The organism is Sinobaca sp. H24 (genome assembly GCF_023845525.1).
On record NZ_JALBWT010000021.1, the window covers coordinates 1 to 19884 of the forward strand.

A 19884-nucleotide genomic window follows, 5' to 3' on the forward strand; every position below is an offset into this window, starting at 1 on the left:
TTGTCCATTTCCCGTCTGGGAACCAAATAAGATCGTTACTTCTTTGGAGACCGGCTCTGCTGCAGGCGCAGGGGCCTGGGATGTCTGCGGTGCTTCCGCTGCAGCCGTTCCTGCTGAGGCTGATTGAGAAGCGGCCAGATATCCGCTCAGCCACGTTTTTTGTTCTTCCGTAAGGGATGGAAGAACTTTGTTTAAAAGCTCTGTTTGTTCTTGGTTAAAAGGACTATTTATTACCTGAAGCTGCAAAGAGATCCACCTCACAAAGATATTTTTATATGTTTACTGCTTTACAATAATAAATAGCAGCGACATTCATTATAACAATTTTCTATAAACAACGGAGAAAGTATCTGTTTTTCTGCAGTATGTTTTCTTTATTGAAAACAGCTTTCAGAAAAAATAAAGACTCTTTGCATAGAAAGAGCCTTCCTGCGCAGGTATCTATTCTCTTTATTTATCAATAAACTGTTTTTCTAATAAAACACATTGGTTATATCGGAATTAAGATAATTATACTAAAAAGCACGGAAAATTCAAGGTCTGGGAAGAAAGTTTATAAGAGTAGAATACGAAATTCTTATAATTGTCACGAAAAAAACGGCAGTTTCTCAAAGAAGAAACTGCCGGACAGAGTATTTACATTTCTGCTGCTTTTTCTTTAATCTCCTCAAGTACCTGAGGATTTTCAAGAGCCGATAAATCTCCAGTTTCTTCATTTAAAAAGGCGGACCGGACCGCTCTTCGCATAATCTTCCCGTTTCTCGTTTTTGGAAGATCCTCCACAATAAAAATAGCGGACGGTACAAGGGATCTTCCCATGCTGCTTTCGCAGCGTTCTCCCGCTTCTTCAATAATTCTTCTACTTGGAAGGTTACCTTTATTTAACACGATAAAACAAATGAGCGATTCTCCTTTTTTCTCATCCGGCACGCCGATAGCCGCCGCTTCTTTAACCGCATAGTGTTCTACTAGAATAGATTCTATTTCACCAGGGCCTACCCGTTTACCAGCAATGGTCATGACATCATCTGATCTTCCTGTAATTGTCCAGTAGCCTTCTTCGGTTTTCACTGCCCAATCTCCATGCACCCAGATGTCCTTCCATCTATTCCAATAAGCTTCTTCATACCGTTCCGGCTCTTTCCAGAAGCCCGCGGTCATGCCAACCCACGGCTTTTTAACGACAAGCTCTCCTACTTCATCTGTCACGGACTGTCCGTTGTCATTAAATACATCCGCTGCCATTCCTGGAATGGCGCTGTTAAATGTGGCAGGGCCGATCGGTTTTAATAACAAATTACCCAGTATGCCGCCTGACGTTTCTGTACCCCCGGAGTAATTAATGATAGGAATTCTGCTTCTGCCGGCAGTACGGAACAGCCATTTCCAAGGCTCTGGGTTCCATGGTTCTCCGGTGGAACCTATTACCCGAAGAGAGGACAGGTCTTTATTTTCTGTCCATTCCTTTCCATGCTGCATTAGTGAGCGGATGAGGGTAGGTGAGACCCCTAGATGGGTAATTCCCGCTGACTCTGTCAGTTTCCACAATCGATCCGGCTCCGGATAATCCGGGGCCCCTTCATACATCATTAAACAGGCGCCATTCAGCAGAGCACCGTATACAAGAAATGGACCCATCATCCATCCCATATCTGTATACCAGCAGAAGGTATCTCCTTTTTTCACATCCATGCAGATTCCTGCATCAAAGGCTGCTTTTATAGGGAAGCCTCCATGGGTGTGCACGGTGCTTTTAGGTTTCCCGGTAGTACCTGATGTATACAGCAGCATAAATGGTTCGTCGCTTTTCGCTTTATAAACTTTTTCAAGCGGTGTATGACTCATTATTTCTTTCCAGGTTATATCTATCGCATCCCTGATTTCTACCTCGTTTTCCCGTTCAACGATAATTAACGTTTCCCCGGACCGGGATAAATCAATAGCGCGGTCCGCCTCTTTTTTCATTAAAACCGGACGGCCCTTTCTCGTATAGCCGGAGGCAGCGATTAGCACCGAGGAACCGGCAGCATCCATTCTTGCCGCTACAGCATCTGCTCCGTACCCGGAAAAAACAGGGGAAAATACAGCACCTATCTGCGAGAGTGCCATCATAGAAATAACGGTCTCAGGTATCATCGGCATATAAAGTGTTATGACATCACCTTTGCTTATTCCCGATTGCTTGAACCCATTTGCTGCCCGCTTAATATTGGACGCAAGCTCATCAAACGTGAATTGTGTCTGTTCGCCGCCTTCCCCTTCCCATTTCAGGGCCATTTCCTGTTTTATATCTTCTTTTTCTGCCCATTTGAACACAGCGTTTTGGGAAGCGTTAAGCTTGCCCTTCACATACCAATGCGGCCATTTCCACCCGTCAGAAAGATCAAGTGCCTGCCTGTAGCGCTGAAACCATTCAATATCCAGCTCCTTTTCAGCCTGGCTCCAGAACCAGCTTATATCCAGAATAGACGCTTTATAAAAAGCATCGTAATCTGTATAACCGAGTTTTCTCATCCACTTGTGCAGTCTCGTTGCTTTTATTTGAATATCTGTCGGAAACCACCAATCCTGTTTATCCACACGGCATCACCCTTTTATTAGATTGGATATCATTGAATATTTCTATTTTACCATTGTTATCCTCTTGATTTGGGAACGTTCTCATTTCAAGAATAGAAATAAAGGAGAAGTACACCTTTATATTTTCAGAGCTTTTATGTTTCTTCTCCTCTGATCAGGGGAAAATGATATAATACTAAGTTTTTAGAAAGTAGGTATAGTATGAAAATTGCACTGCTCGGGGAACCGGCAGAGTCGGCCGCTATATTTTAGATATGCTGCTCCATGAGAATATCGAAGTTGTTATGCTGGCACGTTCCCCGGAAAAAATAACGTTAACCTCTCCCCTTTTAAAAGTAATTAAAGGAGATGTGCTTCATAAAGAAAATATCGAACAGACGATTCAAGGCACCGAAGCTGTGATCAGCGCTCTTGGAACGGACAAACAGAATACGCTGCAGCGGAGCATGCCACATATTATTCAGTCAATGGAAAAAAATAATATAAACAGGCTTCTGACAATAGGTACAGCAGGCATTCTGGATGCTCGCTCAGAGCCGGGCACTTACCGCTTCGCTTCCTCTGAATCCAAACGCCGGAGTACAACGGCTGCGGAGGATCACGCTAAAGTTTATGAAATGCTGGAAGCAACCGGGCTTAACTGGACTATTATCTGCCCCACTTATCTTCCGGACGGAGAGGAACATGGCAAAATCCGGGCCGAAGAAGATTACCTGCCAAAAGAAGGATATAAGATCACCACAGCTGATACAGCAGCATTCACCGTCCATCTTCTTCTCCACCCTGCTTATGAAAGAAAACGGGTAGGCATTACGTATTAACGGGTAAATCCATCTCCTAGTATATGGCAAGTGTGTTTTTTACCCCTTTATTCATGATATAATATATTAGTGCTTTTGCAGGCATATTACTGCCGCAGGCTATAAAGGAGGTTGATGGGATGTGACCTTTTTTGGGACCGTTCTCGGAATATTTATCGTTATCGCTTTAGCAAGCTGGATAATCGGATATAATGCATTAATCAAATACTTAAACTGGGTGGAAGAATCCTGGGAGCAGGTGGAAGTACAGATTAAACGTCAGTTTGACCTTATTCCTGAACTGGTGGATACAGCCCAGCCCCATATGCGCCATGAGCAGGCTCTTCTGGAAAAGCTGTTGGAACTTCGCGGCGGACTCGACTCAAGAAAACAGTCCAGAGCGGAGATTGTCGATGCCGATGAAGCATTATCAGCATCCCTGCGCAGTGTATTTGATAAAAAACAAGATAATGAAGGATTACAGGGAAATGAAGATTTTGAAAGACTGGAAGCTCTTTTTATGGAATCGGAAGCAAAGCTTGATAAAGCAAAGCGGGTATACAACAATACTGTTACAAAATATAACCTTAAAATCCAGTCCATCCCTACCCGATTCGTAGCGGATGCTCATAATTTTCATTCCAGAGAAACTGTCCATATCCCTTAAAAGCGCTGTGCTACAGCGCTTTTTGTTATGTATTCTGTAAAAAGAACACTATATTCCTAGTGTTATATGATTTCATTAAAACGGCTGTAACAGCAGATATTACGATATAGAGCGATAAAAACAGCTTCAAGCTCTTTTTCAGGCTTCTTACATTTTCTGATACGCTGTAGAGGAATGAAGAACACGGACATTGTATTGTTACAGCCGTCCGATTTTCTGATTTTTAATACGTACAATACCTTTTGGCGATTGGAGCTGTTCCAATCGTTCTTTTTTTTGTCCATCTTATGATACAATTTTGAAAGACTTCTATAATAATAATTCCAGCCGCAAAGGAGACAGCAGCATGACGGACTTTACTACGAAACTAGAGAATTATGCATCATTGTCTATTAAAAAAGGAGTAAACCTTCAAAAAGGACAGATTCTTGTTATTGCCGCTCCTATTCATTCTTATGAGTTTGTGAGGGTTTTGGCTGAAAAAGCTTATGAGGCGGGCGCTCATAATGTTCACGTAGAGTGGTCTGATGAACAGCTGGGCAAGCTTAAGCTCGATCACGCTCCATTGGAAGCAATCAAAGAATATCCGTGGTGGCATGCTAAATCACGAGAGGAGCTGGCTGAACGAGGAGCCGCCTTTATTACTGTGAAGTCATCTGATCCGGACTTATTAAAAGACGCAGATGCAGGTAAGGTAGCAGCAGCCAATAAAGCAGCCGGTGAAGCGATGAAGCAGTTTCGCAATTACATTCAATCTGATAAAGTAAGCTGGCTTGTAACGGCTGCCCCTTCTCCGGGATGGGCTAAAAAAGTATTCCCTGACTCTACCGAATCAGACGCGGTCCAGCAGCTGTGGGAAGCTATTTTCAAAGCTGTTCGTGCCGATCTTGAAAATCCTGTTCTTGCCTGGGAAGAGCATGATAAAAAACTTCAGGCTAAATCAGCTATTATGAATAGTAAAAAATACAAGCAGCTGCATTATACAGCCCCCGGTACAGACTTAACGATTGACCTGCCGGATCATCATATCTGGGCCGGCGGCGGCGGACCGAATAAAGAAGGAGTTCACTTTATCGCAAACATGCCGACTGAAGAAGTATTTACCGTCCCGCATAAAGATGGGGTAAACGGGTATGTAAAGAATACAAAGCCTTTAAATTACAGCGGAAATGTAATTGATGACTTTACGATTCATTTTAAAGATGGAAAAGTGGTTGATTTCACAGCAGGACAGGGAGAAACAACTCTTCGCAACCTGATAGAAACAGATGAAGGATCCCGCCGCTTAGGAGAAGTCGCCCTTGTTCCCCACAGTTCCCCTATTTCACAAGTGGTATTCTCTTTTACAATACTCTTTTTGATGAAAATGCTTCAAACCACTTAGCATTAGGCAGCGCCTACGCTTTTTGCGTAGAGGGCGGAACGGAAATGAATGAGGAAGAAAAGCAGCAGGCCGGCTTAAACAGCAGCCTGACTCATGTTGATTTTATGGTAGGAAGCAATAACATGAATATTGACGGCATTCTTCCCGATGGTACAAGAGAATCTGTATTTCAACACGGTGAATGGGCTATATAAGAAAGGATGATCAAGATGAGTTTAAATAAAGTGCTTAGTATAGCAGGTTCTGATACGAGCGGAGGTGCCGGCATTCAGGCAGATCTAAAAACGTTTCAGGAGCTTGAAGTATACGGAATGACTGCATTAACCACCATTGTTGCACAGGATCCTGACAACGACTGGTTTCATGCCGTTTATCCTCAGGACATTAATGCACTAAAGGCACAGCTGCAGACTGTTCTTAAAGGAATTGGCGTAGATGCTGCCAAAACAGGCATGCTTGGTTCAAAAGAAGTCATTGAGCTGACAGCAGAAAAAGTGGAAGAATTTAAAGTGGAAAAACTGGTAGTAGATCCGGTTATGGTCTGTAAAGGCGCCGACGAAGCGCTGAATCCGGAGCTTGATCAATACCTGCGCGATACGCTTGTCCCTAAAGCACTCGTCGTTACGCCTAACCTGTTTGAAGCGTCTTCTATTGCCGGAACAGAGCCGTTGAAGACAATTGAAGATATGAAGCAGGCAGCCGCTATTATTTATGAAAAAGGGCCGGCTTATGTCATCATCAAAGGCGGCGGCGAAATTGGCGGCGACAGCTCTACAGATGTTTTTTATGATGGAAAAACTTTTGAACTGCTGGAGTCACCAAAAGTAGATACCGCCTTTACCCACGGAGCCGGATGTACTTTTTCCGCAGCCATCACAGCAGAGATCGCAAAAGGAGTGCCGGTTAGAGAGGCAATAACGCTGGCAAAGCAGTTCGTTCATGCGGCCATTTCCGACTCCTTTTCTCTTAACCGCTATATCGGCCCCGTTAATCACACAGCCTACCGTCACCATTCGGCAAAAAATAAAAAGAATAAAAGCAAAATTCCCCGCTGAAACCGTCTGGCTTCAGCGGGGATTCTTCGTTACGATAAATAAAACCGGCCGAATGTTTTCTTCCTGTCAGTGTCTCATGCTATAATGCTAGAGATATAAAGATACAAAGGAGAAAATGATGGAATTAGTAAAATGCAGACGAACCGTATGGAAAGCACTACACCATGACTATATAGAACCGCAGGACGGAACGATTTTATTTCAGGAGGGATACGTGTATCCCGTATTTCAAGACAGTGCCGGCACCTGGCTGTCCACCGATGAAGAGGGCGTGCCTCATGTTATATCAGAAACGGAAGAAGCTTTAGAGTCAGACCCCTGGTTTGAAGTTCATTTCATTAAGGTATAACAGTGGATAAAGGAGGAATGCTACAGTGAAACAGCATGTTATCGTACACGGTCTTGTGCAGGGCGTTGGTTTCCGCCAGCATACAAAAATGGAAGCAGATAAACTTTCGATTCACGGATGGGTTCGTAATAAAACGGATAATACCGTTGAAATTGCGGCTGAAGGCGATGAGGAAGCGATGCGTTCCTTCTTGACCTCCGTTGAAAAAGGACCGCGTTTTTCAAAGGTGGACAAAGTCGAGGTTCATTCGATCGATGAAATCGACCATAAACAGAACTTTAAAGTAAAATAAAAGGACTGTCCCAAATGCTTTTGGGACAGTCCTTTTGCTGTTATTGAATCATCTGGTGCACGATCGACATAACATCCATTTTACGCTGAAGCAGTGATTCCTCTGCTTCCTTTACGTCATCTTTTACAACACCGAAATAAAATTTAACTTTAGGCTCGGTGCCTGACGGTCTTGCACAAAACCAGGAATTATCTTCAAATTTAAATTTGAGCACATTAGAGACCGGCAGTTCGATTTTTCTTTTCTGCCGTCTGTTAAAAATGTCCTCTCCCCCGTAATGGTAAATCCTCCATGGAAGTGACCTTTTGTCCGCTGATGGTTTCAGGCGGATTGGAGCGGAAGTGATGCATAATTTCTTCGATTTTCTCTACTCCCGCTTTTCCTTTCAGCGTCAAAGAATCCAGATCTTCCAAATAGCTGCCGTATTTTTTGATACAGCTCCTGAAGAGCTTCATAGATCGTTCTGCCGTTCTTTTTATGCCAGAGTGCCATTTCCGCAATGATTAAAGCAGACTGCACCGCATCTTTATCTCTGACAAAGTCAGCAATTAAATAGCCGAAAGATTCTTCATAGCCAAATTGGAAAACATACTCGCCGCTTTCTTCAAACTGTTTAATCTTTCGCGATAAATTTAAATCCGGTCAGCGTATCCATTGTCTCCTACACCGTAATGAGAAGCAATAGCACGTCCCATTTCTGACGTTACAATTGTTTTCATGACGATTCCATTTTCAGGAAGGGTCCCTTTTTCTTTTCGCTGGACAGGAGAAAATCTAATATAAGCGCTCCCGTCTGGTTTCCGGAAAGAACCTGGTAATGATTGTCTTTGCCTTTAACAGCAATACCAATACGGTCAGCGTCCGGATCTGTTGCGACAAGAAGGTCCGCTCCCAATTTGTCTCCCTGTTCAATCGCCAGTTCAAAGGCGGCTTTTTCTTCCGGATTAGGGCTTTTCACTGTAGAAAACTCCGGATCGGGCTCAGCCTGTTCAGCAACGACATGAACATCCGAGAAGCCTGTGGATTTAAAGATACGCGTTACAGGCAGATGTGCCGTGCCATGAAGAGGAGAGAATACGATAGACAGATCTCCGCCGTCTTTTTTTACGGTTTCCGGATCCAGAAGGATTGTCTCCAGGTGCTGATTGTAAGGCAGATCTATTTCTTCGCCAATCACTTTCAGCAGGCCGTTTTTGTTCAAGCGTGCTCTGCTTCTTCCGTTACAATCTCCAATTCGTTCTCGACGCTGTTTACAAAGTCCACCAGCTCTTCTGCAGGCTCCGGCGGAAATTGACCGCCGTCTTTGCCGTACACTTTGAACCCATTATAAATAGGTGGATTATGACTTGCCGTAACGACAACGCCGGCAAACGCATGCAGGTATCTTACCGCAAAGGAAAGCTCCGGAGTGGGCCTCAGGTCTTCAAAATATGTATGCCTGAATGCCGTGTGCTCCAGCGTGCGCGCTGTTTCCATTGCAAATAAACCGGACGGTGCCTGGAATCATAGGCTATCGCGACCCTCTTGCTTTGGCTTCCTCTCCCCGGCTTTCTATAAATCGGGCAAGACCTTCTGCTGCACGGCGGATCGTATAGACATTCATTCTATTTGTGCCCGGACCCATTTCTCCGCGCATACCGCCTGTGCCAAATTCCAGATACTTGTAAAAACTGTCCTCGAGCTGTGTTCTTCCCCGGAAAGCTCTTTCAACTCGTCATCAAGTTCTTTTTCCAATGAGGGAAAAGACGACCATCTATCCCAATTCTTTTTCCAATCATTGCGCATGACCTCATTTCTGTTTGTATGTTCTTATTATAGTAACATCTAGCCACTTCTACCATGATTATTAAAAAATGGCTGTGCTGCCGAAGGGTTTGTTATATGTATACCCTATTTTTCTTCCTTTACCCCATAAAAAAAACAGCAGAAGCCTGATTGCTTCTGCTGTTTATCTCTTATTAAGAAGGACGGCTGTCTCTTTCTCTACTTCTTCTTCTGTATACTTGGCATAACGGATTTCACTTTCCAGCTCTTCTACAAATGATGATGCCTGAGACTCGGTCCAGCCTGCTTTTTTCTTCATGAAAGCAAGAACCGGCTCTTTCCATTTGTCTACTTCATTCATTCCGAAGAACAAAAGAGCTGCTCGTCTGTTAAAGAAGTCAAGCGGTGTTACGGCCATTTCTTCTTCTAGTGCGTAAAGAATCTGGCCGCCTAATTTCAATGAAAGACCTGCCTGTTCAATTTTTTTTCTGCTTTTGAATATGGTCAAATACGCTGTGCGCATTGGAACCGTAGAATTCAATAACCTGCTCTGCTTCTTCTTTGGATAAACCAGCTTTTTCACCAAGGTAAGCCTGTGTTTTTACATACGTGCCAAAGCCGGATGATCCGTCCACTGCACCGCCGGAAAGGTGAATATGCTCTGTTGGGCAGGGAGCGTGGATATTCATTCGTTCCGCTACAATATTCACGGCTTTTTCAGCCATTTTCCGGTATCCTGTAAGCTTGCCTCCTGCAATAGAGATCAGGCCGGTTTCAGAAAGAAATACTTCATCTTTTCTGGAGATTTCAGAAGCCGATTTTCCTTCTTCGTAAATGAGCGGGCGCAGCCCGGCCCAGCTGGACTCCACGTCCTCTTTTGTGAGCTTGAGCTCTGGAAACATGTAGTTGGAGATTTTCGAGCACATAGCTCCTATCTTCTTCTGTCATACGCGGTGATGCGATGTCTGCCTCATAAACCGTATCTGTTGTTCCTACATACGTTTTGTTATCTCTTGGGATAGCAAATGCCATGCGTCCGTCCGGTGTATCAAAATAAGTCGCCTGGCGGAGTGGAAAGCGGGTTCTGTCAAACACAAGGTGAATACCTTTTGTCAGGCGGAGATGCTTGCCGAAATTAGAACATCTTTTTTACGCAGTGTATCCACCCATGGGCCGGCTGCATTAATAATATGGTTTGCATAGATCGTGTACTCTTTATTGTTTACTGTATCCATTACTTTTACTGCAACTGCTTTTCCATTTTCATATACAAAGTCTTCCACCCTTGCATAGTTAACCGGATTGGCTCCAAAATCGACAGAACGCTTAATTGTCTCCAGCGTCAGTCTGGCATCGTCTGTCCGGTATTCTACATATACACCGCCGCCTTTTAACCCTTCTTTTCTAAGAAGCGGTTCCTTATCAAGCGTCTTGTCTCTATTAAGCATATAGCGCTGCTCTTCTTTTTTTACTTTAGCCAGCGTGTCATATACTTTCAGTCCAAATGCCATAGATGTCTTGCCAAAAGAACCGTTTTCCACAAGCGGCAGAAGCATCCACTGCGGCTCTGTTACATGTGGTGCATTCTCATATACAATCGCCCGTTCTGTACCAACCTCTGCAACAAGCCCTACCTCGTACTGCTTAAGATATCTTAATCCGCCGTGCACAAGCTTTGTGGAACGACTCGATGTCCCTGCTGCAAATCCTGCATTTCCACTAATCCCGTTTTCATGCCTCTTGCTGCTGCGTCCAGGGAAATCCCCGCGCCTGTTATGCCTCCGCCTATTACTAAAACGTCAAGCGTTTCGCGGCTCATTTGTTCTAATCTGTTCTCTCTCGATACAGCTGAAAATTTCTGGTTATTCAAGGTTATGCCCTCCTGTAGTGTCGTGCCGCGTATTTCCCGGGTATAAAAAACCGCAATATGTCCATACAGTTGTCCTGTATAGAAATATTGCGGTCTCTCCTGCGGCTCCGACCTGATTTTAACTTAAGGCTATTGTACACCCCGGCCGGCATTATTGCAAAGGGAAAGCTTATTTATATGGAACGGTCCAAAGTTCTTTTCGATTAGTCGTTACTGCTGTCGCTCCTGCCTCAAGAGCATTCGTTACTTCTTCTTCCGTGCGTATCAGGCCGCCGGCAACGACGGAATACCGGAACGCTCGCGTACCTCTTTAATCATTCCCGGAATCACCCCCGGCAGTACTTCTATTACGTCAGGTCTTACGTCCTCTATTAACCGAAAGCTTGTATCAAGAGCCAGTGAATCAAGCAGAAATAAACGCTGCATGGCCAAAACCTTATGTTTTTTTGCCGTGATAAGCATTTGTTTTCTCGTTGATATTAAACCATAAGGCTTAATATGCTGACAGAGAAACTGAGCTGCATATTCATCATGGGCCAGTCCCTGCACTAGATCAGCGTGCAGAATGACCTTCTTATTCTCGGACCTGGCCAGCTGCACCATGCTTTTCAACTGGGCGATATGAGTGTTGAGCAGTACAATATGGGTGCAGTCTTTTTTAAAAGTCCGTCAAATTCTTTAGCTGTCCTTGCTGCGGGAAGAACTTTTTCTGTTCCAAAGAACATATACACCGCTCCTTTCTTTCAATAATTTTTTATTCTTAGATAAAGTTGGAAAAAAATAAATAATTTCCTTCAATAAAGGGAATACTACTGTAAACAGCGAATAAGTAATATAGAGACAGCTGCTGTCCAAATGAAACTTTTACGTCAAATGAATTTAGGTGAGCTATGCAAATGGATACGTATGGAATTACAGAAGAGCAACTATATCTTTTTCATGAAGGAACACTTTATCACAGCCATCATGTATTTGGCTGCCGAAATATCACTTTTAATGGAGAAAAAGGCTGGCGCTTCGCCGTCTGGGCCCCGCATGCTAAGAGAATACACATTGCATGCGAAGAAAATTCCTGGACGGGAAGAAGGGTTTGAGCTGCATCGTATTGATGGTCTGGGAGTATGGGCAGGTTTTTTTCCGGAATGGAAAGCGCAAGCTACATACAAATACGCTATTACGGCAGAAGACGGGAGCAGCCTCTTGAAAGCTGATCCTTATGCTTTTTTTTCCGAAATAAGACCCAACACTGCTTCAGTATCCCTACCGGAGTCAACGTTCCGCTGGAATGATGGAGCTTATCTGCAGAAACGGGCGGATACGAATTTTTTTGAGTCGCAGCTTTCCATTTACGAGATGCATGCCGGTACATGGAAACAGCATCCGGATGGCACATTTTATTCTTACCGGGAGCTTGCCAACCATATTATACCTTACCTTCTAAAAATGGAATACACTCATGTGGAGCTGCTCCCCATATCCGAGCACCCTTTTGACCAGTCCTGGGGCTATCAGGTTACGGGTTACTTCTCCATTACCAGCCGTTACGGTACGCCTGACGACTTTAAATACTTCGTTGATTCCTGCCACGCCTCTGGTATCGGCGTTATTATGGATTGGGTTCCGGACATTTCTGTAAAGATTCCCACGGTCTCAGGCAGTTTGACGGGAAGCCGCTGTATGAGTACGACGATCAGGCAATCGCTGAAAAAACGAACTGGGGAACACTCGTGTTTGATTATACAAAACCTGAAGTCCGGTCTTTTCTAATCTCTAATGCCGTATTCTGGCTGGAGGATCTGCACCTCGACGGCATTCGGGTCGATGCTGTTGCCAGCATGATTTATTATAACCTCGAAAAAACAGAAATGGATGTAAAGGTTTATAATATACATGGAGAAGGTATAAATTTAGAAGCGGTGGATTTTTTGAAACAGCTTAATACCGCCGTTTCTGATATACTGCCGGACACTTTAATGATAGCTGAAGAAAGTACAGCCTGGCCGATGATAACACATCCTGTTCAGGAAGGCGGCCTTGGATTTGATTTCAAGTGGAACATGGGATGGATGAATGATACGTTAACCTATATGAAATTACACTGGACCGAAAGAAAGCACTATCATCATCTGCTTACTTTTTCCGGCGTTTATGCATTTTCCGAACGCTTTATCCTTCCCCTCTCCCATGACGAAGTCGTCCATGAAAAAAACTCGCTTCTCGGAAAGATGCCGGAACGCAGGAGGAACAGTTTTCACAGCTCCGCCTTCTTTATGGCTATATGGCCTCCCATCCCGGAAAGACGCTTCTTTTTATGGGAGGTGAGCTTGGTGCCTATGATGAATGGCGTGACAAGGAAGAGCTTGCATGGAACCTTTTAACTTATCCGCTTCATGACGCTCTTCAATTTTACGTCGCTTCTCTTCAGGCTTTTGCCGGCAGCCATCCGGCACTGTATAAATGGGATCATCAGCCGGAGGGATTTACCTGGATTGATGCCGATAATAACGATCAAAGCATTCTTCTTTTTACCCGGCAGTGCGAGGAAGAGGAGCTGCTCATATTATGTAATTTCTCTGGAATGACATTTCCACATTTTCGGATCGGCGTTTCTGAGCCCGGTCTATATCAGGAAATATTCAATAGTGATGAAGAGAAGTTTGGAGGAAGCGGTTATACAAACAGACTTTACCTCCCCTCTTCCCCAAAACCTCTTCATGGCAGACCTCATTCCATTGATACCGTCGTACCGCCGTTTTCTACGCTTTACTTTAAGAAAAGAAAGGCAATTAAAAGGAGGAATCATAATGGGTAAAGAAATTATTGGAATGCTGCTAGCAGGCGGTGAAGGAAAACGTCTAGGCCAGTTAACGAAAGACACAGCAAAGCCCGCCGTCCCATTTGGCGGAAAATATAGAATTATTGATTTTACCTTAAGCAACTGCACACACTCCAACATTGATACAGTCGGAGTGCTGACTCAATACCAGCCCATGGACTTAAACCGGCACCTCGGTTCCGGCAGTCCGTGGGAGCTCGATAGAAAGTATGGAGGCATATCTATTCTTCCTCCCTTTACTGTTCAGGCAGGCGGCGGCTGGTATTCCGGTACCGCTGATGCCATCTACCAGAATATGCAGTTTATTGATCAGTACGATCCAGAATATATCCTCGTTATATCAGGGGACCATATATACAAAATGAACTACGATGCTATGCTCGAACAGCACAAAAAGGAAAATGCCGATGCCACCATCTCGGTTCTTGAAGTGCCATGGGAAGATGCTTCGCGTTTTGGCATCATGAATACAAATGAACAGATGGAAGTTATTGAATTCCAGGAAAAACCGAAAGAACCTAAAAACAACCTGGCTTCTATGGGTATTTATATATTTACCTGGTCCTCCCTGCGTGATTATTTGATTAAAGACGCAGAAAATTCTGAATCCAGTCATGATTTCGGAAAAGATATTATTCCAATGATGCTCGAAGATGAACGCAAATTAAAAGCATTTTCCTTTCACGGCTACTGGAAAGATGTTGGAACGATTAAAAGCTACTGGGAAGCAAACATGGACCTGCTTGATCAGAACTCAGGGCTTCGCCTCCATGACAGAAGCTGGAGAATATATACGGTAAACCCTAATCAGCCGCCACACTATATGGGAAAAGAGTCGACCGTTTCCAATTCACTTATTAATGAAGGCTGCCACGTGCTTGGTCATATCAAGCGCTCTGTCCTTTTCCAGGGAGTCCGTGTAGAAGAAGGCTCCACTATTAAAGACTCGGTCATTATGCCGGAAGTGAAAATAGGCAGTAATGTTACGCTGGAAAAAGTTATTGTCCGGCCTGGGACCGTGATTCCCGATAACTGCGTTATTGCATTCGATAAAGCAGAAGATTGTATGGTCGTCGACAACGATACTTCGTTTAAACAATTTCTGCCAAGCAATCAACGATAATAATAGGAGGCTAGACTATGGCTAAAATGATGGGTGTTATAAATTTGGATTCGGAGTACAGCAACCTTAATGAGTTAACATATTTTAGAAGCGGAGCAGCCGTTCCTTTTGCCGGGAGATACCGGCTGATTGACTTTACTCTTTCCAATATGAGTAATGCAAATATTCATGACATTGCTATTTTCGCGCGTGAAAAGTACAGGTCTCTTATGGACCATCTGGGCACAGGTTCCGACTGGGATCTCGATAGAAAGCGCGGCGGGCTTTTTATACTCCCGCCGGACTGGAACGATCCGTCTGATATTTCCCGCGGCGACCTGCAGCACTTTCATAATAACCGCGATTTCTTTGAAAGAAGTTCAGCCGAATATGTTTTCTTAAGCGGCAGCCAATGTATTATGAACCTCCCTATTTCGGAAGCACTCGATCTTCACCTTTCTTCCAAAGCAGACGTTACATTAATATCAGCCAGCCTTTCTGATGAAGACAGAGAAGATAACAGCTACCTTAAGCTGCAGACAGATGAAACTGGAGCAGTTACTGCATTTTCGCACGATAGAAGCCTGCCATCTATTTTCACCGGAATGTATATCATTAAGAAAGTCTTCTTCTGGAACTCGTGGATGAATGCATTAACAGCGAAAAAGAGAATTTCTTCTTAAACGGTATTAAAGACAATTTAAATAAACTATCTATTCAAACGTATCATCATGAAGGCTATACGGCGTTTATCCAGTCGCTGAAAAGCTACTATAAACAAAATATGCGTCTGCTTAATACCGATCATTATCAGACACTCTTCTTTGAGAACCAGCGTATCTATACAAAAGTAAAAGATGAGCCGCCAACCAAATACGGGGAAGATGCGGAAGTAAATCACTCGCTCGTAGCCAATGGATGTACAATAGAAGGAGAAGTATCAAACAGTATTCTCTTCAGAGGAGTGACTGTAGAAAAAGGTGCCGTAGTAAAGGATTCCATTATCCTGCAGCGCTGCCACATTAAAGCTGATTCAACGATAGATTACTCTATCATTGATAAAGACAGCACCATTGCCAGTGGAACGACACTAAAGGGTATTGAAGACCGTCCGTATGTCATAGCTAAACGTTCAGTTATATAAGGAGAGAAGTCAGATGAATCTTTTATTTGCCGCTTCTGAATCACAGCCATTTTTTAAAACAGGGGGCCTCGCGATGTGGGGTGCCCTCCCTCATGCTTTAAAAGAAACAAGTGATGATCATATTCAGGTAATTCTGCCGTATTATAACCAGTTTATGAAAGACCATTTTGCTGACAGGCTCGAGCTTGTTAAAACCGACATAACGATTCATTTGGGCTGGCGCCGACAGCGTGCAGATTTACTTAAATTAAACGAAAAAGGAATTACGTATTATTTCATAAAAAATAACTACTATTTTGACCGTGCTAATATTTACAGCTACTACGATGATGGTGAGCGGTTTGTATTTTTCTCCAAGGCTGTTATTGCGTCTCTTCCCCACATGGAAGAAGAGCCCGATATTATTCACTGCCATGACTGGCAGACAGGTCTCGTTCCCGCTTTTCTTAAAGCGTACGGCCTTCATTACAAAACAGTATTTACAATCCATAACCTTCAGTACCAGGGTATTCTGCAGAATTCTGCCTTTGATGATCTTATTAATTTAAGCGGAGAGCATTACTTTGGTATGGAGTGGAACGGATTAATTAACTGCCTGAAAGCAGCTGTTCATCACAGTGATTTAATTACTACGGTAAGCCCTACCTATGCTGAAGAGATTAAAAGCCCATTTTTTGGAGAGGGCATGCACTCTCTGCTGACGGATAAGTCAGATATTCTGCACGGTGTGCTAAACGGCATTGATACAGCTTCGTATGATCCGGCCAATGATTCTTACATCCCGCATCCTTACCAGCACTCACCTGAAGGAAAACGCAAAAATAAAGAAAGCCTTCAGGCCGAGCTGGGTCTTCCAGTAAATGGTGACATCCCTCTTATTGCTATGGTGACAAGACTTGCAGACCAAAAAGGACTGCCGCTTGTAGCTGATATTTTCCCGGAATTAATGGAGCGCAATATTCAATTCGTGCTGCTTGGTACGGGAGATCCCGGCCTAGAGCAGTATTTTCGGGATATTTCCACTCATTATCCGGAGCAGGCCTCGATACGAACATATTTTGATGAAGGTCTTGCCAGAAGAATGTATGCCGGAGCTGACTTTCTGCTTATTCCTTCCAGATTCGAGCCGTGCGGCTTAAGCCAGCTTATTGCCCTCCGCTACGAAACCGTTTCGATTGTAAGAGAAACCGGTGGATTGAAAGACACGATTCATCCTTTTAATCCAGAGAATGGTACTGGAAATGGATTCACCTTCCATCAGTCTGATGCATATGAAATGCTGGGCTGCATCGACCATGCTCTTTCTGTTTACGCAGATGGCAGCCAGTGGTCCAGCCTGCTGGACAATATTTATAAAGCGGAAGTGGACTGGAAGACGTCTGCCCGTGTATATCAGGACTTGTACCAGCAGCTTTCATGATAAAAGGAGAAGTGACTCATTATGAATGAACAAAAGCTCCAGGATTCTATCTGCTATACTCTGGAAAAAAAGCTGGGTACAACCAGCAGTGAAGCGACTCCAAGAGAAATGTATATAGCGGTAAGCTCTATCGTCAAAGAAAATCTTAACAGCGAATGGCTGCAGACAACTCAGCGCTATAAGGAGCAGAACCCACGTACCGTCTATTATTTCTCGATGGAATTTTTGATGGGACGGTTATTGGAATCCAATCTTTTAAATATGCATTGGCTCGACCCGATGAAAACAGCCATTACCAATCTTGGATTTATTCCAGAGGAAATATTCGCATGCGAACACGACGCAGGGCTCGGTAATGGTGGATTAGGAAGACTGGCTGCCTGCTTTCTCGACTCCATGGCTTCGCTGCAGATTCCAGGCCACGGCTACGGTATCCGCTATAAATACGGTCTGTTCGAGCAGAAAATTGTCGACGGCAATCAGGTGGAACTTCCTGACTACTGGCTTCGTGAGCCTTACGTCTGGGAAACGAAACGTCCTGATCTGCGCGCAGTCATTTCCTTTGGCGGGCGTGTGCACACGTATGAAGAGAATGGAAAAATTAAAGTCTCTCTTCTAAATGATGAAAAAGTTGCCGCTGTTCCATATGATGTGCCAATAAAAGGCTATAACAACGAAACCATCAACACGCTCCGACTTTGGAGCGCAGAGCCTCTTGAAAATGACACAGCATTCTACGCCGGAGACAAGCAAAGCTATTATGACCATTTAGAGTCCAAGCGTTCAATTGAAAGAATATCTGAATTTCTATATCCTGATGACTCCAATATGGATGGGAAAACACTGCGTCTGAAGCAGCAGTATTTCCTTATATCCTCCGGCCTTCAGACCATCTTAAAACTTTTCAAGCAGCGGACCGGCCATTCCTGCGCCAGACTTCATGAATATATCAGCATACAAATTAACGATACCCACCCTTCTCTAGTTGTACCGGAATTAATGCGTCTGCTTATGGATGAGGAAGGACTTGGCTGGGATGAAGCCTGGCATGTCACTACCAATACAGTAGCCTATACGAACCACACTATTTTAAGCGAAGCATTGGAAACATGGCCCGTTCCTTTATTTTCCGAGCTGCTTCCTCGTGTTTTTATGATTACAGAAGAAATCAATGAACGCTTCTGCCAGATGGTATATCATGATCATCCAGAGTACCGGCCGGTCATTCACGAACTTGCCATTATCAGCTACGGTCAGGTACGCATGGCGCATCTGGCTGTCGTTGGGAGCTACAGCGTGAATGGTGTCGCCAAAATGCATACTGAAATTCTTAAAAGAACAGAAATGAAACAATTTTACGGACTTTATCCGGAAAAATTCAATAATAAAACAAATGGGATTACCCACCGGCGCTGGCTGATCCAGGCCAATCCGGAGCTGAGCTCCCTGATCAATTCTTCTATTGGTGAGGAATGGAAAGAGCGCCCTAAAGATCTTATTAAGCTGCTCCGTTATGGTAATGATGCTTCATTTCAGCAGAAGCTGTTTGAAGTAAAACAATTCAATAAACAGAACCTGGCCCGTTATATTAAACAGAAAACCGGCCTGATTATTGATGACCGCTCTATATTTGATGTGCAGATTAAAAGGCTTCACGGCTACAAGCGTCAGCTTCTTAATATTCTTTATGTCATAAACCGCTATTTGTACTTAAAAGATCACCCTCAGGCGGATATTCCGGCCCGGACCTTTATATTTGGAGCAAAGGCTGCGCCAAGCTATCACTTCGCCAAACAGGTGATCCGGCTGATCGTTTCTGCTGCAGATCAGATCAACAATGACGCCTCGATTAACGATAAAATCAAAATCGTCTTTCTTGAAAATTACAATGTCAGCCTGGCCGAAATGATCATCCCGGCTGCAGAAGTAAGCCAGCAGATTTCCACCGCCGGAAAAGAAGCCTCCGGTACCGGAAACATGAAGCTTATGATGAACGGTGCTCTGACGCTCGGAACACTCGACGGCGCGAATGTAGAAATAAAAGATATGGTAGGTTCACAGAATATGTTCCTATTCGGTATGGAAGAATCCGAAATTGAAGAGCTGCACCGGACAGGCGGCTACAGCGCGAAATCCCTTTATCAAAGTGATAAGCGGCTTCATCATATGATCGATCAGCTGCATGATGGCTTTTTTGGACAGGATGAGCTTGCCTTCAAAGATATTTACTACCACCTGCTCCGCGATAACGATGAATATTTCGTTCTAAAGGATTTTGAGAGTTATGTAGAAGCTCAGGAAATGATTGATCAGACGTACCAGCAGTGGAACAAATGGCAGGAGATGAGTATTACCAACATTGCCCACTCCGGTAAATTTTCCAGCGACCGTACCATTATGCAGTACGCGTCTGAAATCTGGAATATTTCCCCTTACATCCCCGCTCCTGCAAAGAAATAAATCCGTTTATAGATACAAGCTAAAAAATACGTATTTTATACAAAGATCTGTACAGGGGTGCTTTCCGCAGGCCATGCCTCAGCTAAAGAGGGAAAGACGCCTCTTTATCTTCACCTATGGCTGTTCTGCAGGAGTCATCCCCTGTTTATTTTTCTTCTTTT

At 44.0% G+C, this 19884-nt stretch carries 15 protein-coding genes and 5 pseudogenes; 15 read left to right on the top strand and 5 right to left on the bottom strand.

Going from position 1 to position 19884, the window contains the following annotated elements:
- Together MMY81_RS21460 and MMY81_RS21465 are read right to left on the bottom strand one after the other, a co-directional pair.
- A pseudogene (locus MMY81_RS21460) lies at positions 1-246 on the bottom strand (sulfite reductase [NADPH] flavoprotein alpha-component); the annotation flags it as partial.
- A 390-nt stretch (positions 247-636) separates the two neighbouring features.
- Positions 637-2580, bottom strand: a complete 1944-nt coding sequence (locus tag MMY81_RS21465) for an AMP-binding protein (protein ID WP_252314474.1) — start codon at positions 2578-2580, stop codon at positions 637-639.
- 254 nt (positions 2581-2834) lie between these two features.
- On the opposite strand from MMY81_RS21465, the gene MMY81_RS21470 reads away from it, so the two are divergent.
- From MMY81_RS21470 to MMY81_RS21495, 6 genes and pseudogenes are all read left to right on the top strand, one after another.
- Positions 2835-3401, top strand: coding sequence for an NAD(P)-dependent oxidoreductase (locus MMY81_RS21470; RefSeq protein ID WP_252314475.1), 567 nt, complete (start codon positions 2835-2837; stop codon positions 3399-3401).
- 121 nt (positions 3402-3522) lie between these two features.
- Positions 3523-4047, top strand: a complete 525-nt coding sequence (locus MMY81_RS21475; RefSeq protein WP_252314476.1) for a LemA family protein — start codon at positions 3523-3525, stop codon at positions 4045-4047.
- 346 nt (positions 4048-4393) lie between these two features.
- Positions 4394-5625 (top strand): annotated as a pseudogene (locus tag MMY81_RS21480) (aminopeptidase).
- A 15-nt stretch (positions 5626-5640) separates the two neighbouring features.
- A complete protein-coding gene (gene pdxK, locus MMY81_RS21485; protein WP_252314477.1) occupies positions 5641-6486 on the top strand; it encodes a pyridoxine/pyridoxal/pyridoxamine kinase in 846 nt (281 codons plus the stop codon).
- 115 nt (positions 6487-6601) lie between these two features.
- Positions 6602-6835: a hypothetical protein gene (locus tag MMY81_RS21490; protein WP_252314478.1), complete on the top strand. Its 234-nt coding sequence runs from the start codon at positions 6602-6604 to the stop codon at positions 6833-6835.
- Between the two features lie 25 nt (positions 6836-6860).
- Entirely contained in the window at positions 6861-7127 is a 267-nt protein-coding gene (locus tag MMY81_RS21495; RefSeq protein WP_252314479.1) for an acylphosphatase, read from the top strand.
- A 40-nt stretch (positions 7128-7167) separates the two neighbouring features.
- Here MMY81_RS21495 and MMY81_RS21500 read toward each other — a convergent pair.
- From MMY81_RS21500 to MMY81_RS21510, 3 pseudogenes are all read right to left on the bottom strand, one after another.
- Positions 7168-8912: pseudogene (locus MMY81_RS21500) on the bottom strand (phospho-sugar mutase).
- Between the two features lie 163 nt (positions 8913-9075).
- Positions 9076-10710 (bottom strand): annotated as a pseudogene (locus MMY81_RS21505) (glycerol-3-phosphate dehydrogenase/oxidase).
- Positions 10711-10930: 220 nt separating this feature from the next.
- Positions 10931-11486: pseudogene (locus MMY81_RS21510) on the bottom strand (glycerol-3-phosphate responsive antiterminator).
- A 171-nt stretch (positions 11487-11657) separates the two neighbouring features.
- On the opposite strand from MMY81_RS21510, the gene MMY81_RS34415 reads away from it, so the two are divergent.
- From MMY81_RS34415 to MMY81_RS21535, 9 genes are read left to right on the top strand one after another with little or no spacing between them, the layout of a single operon-like run.
- On the top strand, positions 11658-11855 hold the full coding sequence (locus tag MMY81_RS34415; RefSeq protein ID WP_308215431.1) for a hypothetical protein: 198 nt from the start codon (positions 11658-11660) through the stop codon (positions 11853-11855).
- A complete protein-coding gene (locus tag MMY81_RS34420; protein ID WP_308215432.1) occupies positions 11815-12528 on the top strand; it encodes an alpha-amylase family glycosyl hydrolase in 714 nt (237 codons plus the stop codon). Before MMY81_RS34415 ends, MMY81_RS34420 begins: the two co-directional genes overlap by 41 nt.
- Entirely contained in the window at positions 12489-13139 is a 651-nt protein-coding gene (locus tag MMY81_RS34425) for an alpha-amylase family glycosyl hydrolase (RefSeq protein ID WP_308215433.1), read from the top strand. The genes MMY81_RS34420 and MMY81_RS34425 overlap by 40 nt, the downstream gene beginning before the upstream one ends.
- Complete coding sequence (locus MMY81_RS34430; RefSeq protein WP_308215434.1) at positions 13073-13573, top strand: alpha amylase C-terminal domain-containing protein; 501 nt, start codon at positions 13073-13075, stop codon at positions 13571-13573. The genes MMY81_RS34425 and MMY81_RS34430 overlap by 67 nt, the downstream gene beginning before the upstream one ends.
- Complete coding sequence (locus tag MMY81_RS21520; RefSeq protein WP_253076057.1) at positions 13566-14720, top strand: glucose-1-phosphate adenylyltransferase; 1155 nt, start codon at positions 13566-13568, stop codon at positions 14718-14720. The genes MMY81_RS34430 and MMY81_RS21520 overlap by 8 nt, the downstream gene beginning before the upstream one ends.
- A 17-nt stretch (positions 14721-14737) precedes the next feature.
- Positions 14738-15382: a sugar phosphate nucleotidyltransferase gene (locus MMY81_RS34435; RefSeq protein WP_308215435.1), complete on the top strand. Its 645-nt coding sequence runs from the start codon at positions 14738-14740 to the stop codon at positions 15380-15382.
- Positions 15340-15843 (top strand): GlgC family sugar phosphate nucleotidyltransferase, encoded by a 504-nt coding sequence (locus MMY81_RS34440; protein ID WP_308215436.1) that lies wholly within the window; start codon positions 15340-15342, stop codon positions 15841-15843. The genes MMY81_RS34435 and MMY81_RS34440 overlap by 43 nt, the downstream gene beginning before the upstream one ends.
- Before the next feature lie 13 nt (positions 15844-15856).
- Positions 15857-17263, top strand: a complete 1407-nt coding sequence (locus MMY81_RS21530) for a glycogen synthase (RefSeq protein ID WP_252314480.1) — start codon at positions 15857-15859, stop codon at positions 17261-17263.
- Positions 17264-17284: 21 nt separating this feature from the next.
- Positions 17285-19723, top strand: coding sequence for a glycogen/starch/alpha-glucan phosphorylase (locus tag MMY81_RS21535; RefSeq protein WP_252314481.1), 2439 nt, complete (start codon positions 17285-17287; stop codon positions 19721-19723).
- Positions 19724-19884 lie beyond the last annotated feature (161 nt).

Excerpts from the sequence above, each read along its gene's own strand:
- MMY81_RS21470 (WP_252314475.1), top strand. The coding sequence starts at position 2,835 with ATGCTGCTCCATGAGAATATCGAAGTTGTTATGCTGGCACGTTCCCCG.
- pdxK (WP_252314477.1), top strand. The coding sequence starts at position 5,641 with ATGAGTTTAAATAAAGTGCTTAGTATAGCAGGTTCTGATACGAGCGGA.
- MMY81_RS21490 (WP_252314478.1), top strand. The coding sequence starts at position 6,602 with ATGATGGAATTAGTAAAATGCAGACGAACCGTATGGAAAGCACTACAC.
- MMY81_RS34415 (WP_308215431.1), top strand. The coding sequence starts at position 11,658 with ATGGATACGTATGGAATTACAGAAGAGCAACTATATCTTTTTCATGAA.
- MMY81_RS34430 (WP_308215434.1), top strand. The coding sequence starts at position 13,073 with ATGGGAGGTGAGCTTGGTGCCTATGATGAATGGCGTGACAAGGAAGAG.
- MMY81_RS21520 (WP_253076057.1), top strand. The coding sequence starts at position 13,566 with ATGGGTAAAGAAATTATTGGAATGCTGCTAGCAGGCGGTGAAGGAAAA.
- MMY81_RS34435 (WP_308215435.1), top strand. The coding sequence starts at position 14,738 with ATGGCTAAAATGATGGGTGTTATAAATTTGGATTCGGAGTACAGCAAC.
- MMY81_RS21530 (WP_252314480.1), top strand. The coding sequence starts at position 15,857 with ATGAATCTTTTATTTGCCGCTTCTGAATCACAGCCATTTTTTAAAACA.
- MMY81_RS21535 (WP_252314481.1), top strand. The coding sequence starts at position 17,285 with ATGAATGAACAAAAGCTCCAGGATTCTATCTGCTATACTCTGGAAAAA.